We start from the raw sequence: 618 nt of genomic DNA on the forward strand, positions 1-618 counted from the left end.
GGCGGCGCAATCATAGCAGGGCTCGCCTACGGCAGCGCGTCGACGATCCCGGAAGCCTTCGATCGCATGCGTGGCCATGGCGGCCCAACGAAAACTGAGCTCCAGAGACGCTTGGCCGGAGCTTCGCCTCATAAAGGGACTTGGCCGAAGATTTCAATCTGGCAGGGCTCGGCCGACACCACAGTGGTCCCGTCGAACGCGGATTCCATTCTCGCTCAATGGCAAGGAGTTCATGATGTTGGCGCCAGCCCCACCCGAGAAGAAACGGTCGATCGACAGATACGTCAGGTGTGGTGCGACGCGGACGGCAATGAGTTGATCGAGAAATACACGATTGCCGGCATGGGCCATGGCACGCCACTCCAGACGCTCGGTGACGATGGCTTGGGCGTTGCCGCCCCATTCATGCTGGACGTCGGTATTTCATCAACACGCCATATTGCGGATTTCTGGGGTCTTACAAGCCGAACTGAAGCCAGATCTGGGGAAGCGCCGGTAAGATCGGCAGGCAAAGAAGTGAGGACTTATGCACCTGCGGGAAATCCGCGAGCAGTACGCGCCGATGCCGCAAAGGCGCCTCAGCCTGATGCTCGCGGCGGTTCGGCCACAGGCTTTACC

1 protein-coding gene is annotated in these 618 nt (G+C 60.2%); it reads left to right on the forward strand.

What is annotated here, in order from left to right; all coding sequences use genetic code 11:
• On the forward strand, positions 1 to 618 hold a 618-nt coding region (locus AC1DZP_RS36345; RefSeq protein WP_477309190.1), incomplete at both ends, for an alpha/beta hydrolase family protein.

It is taken from the genome of Mesorhizobium sp. P2_F8 (assembly GCF_056403655.1).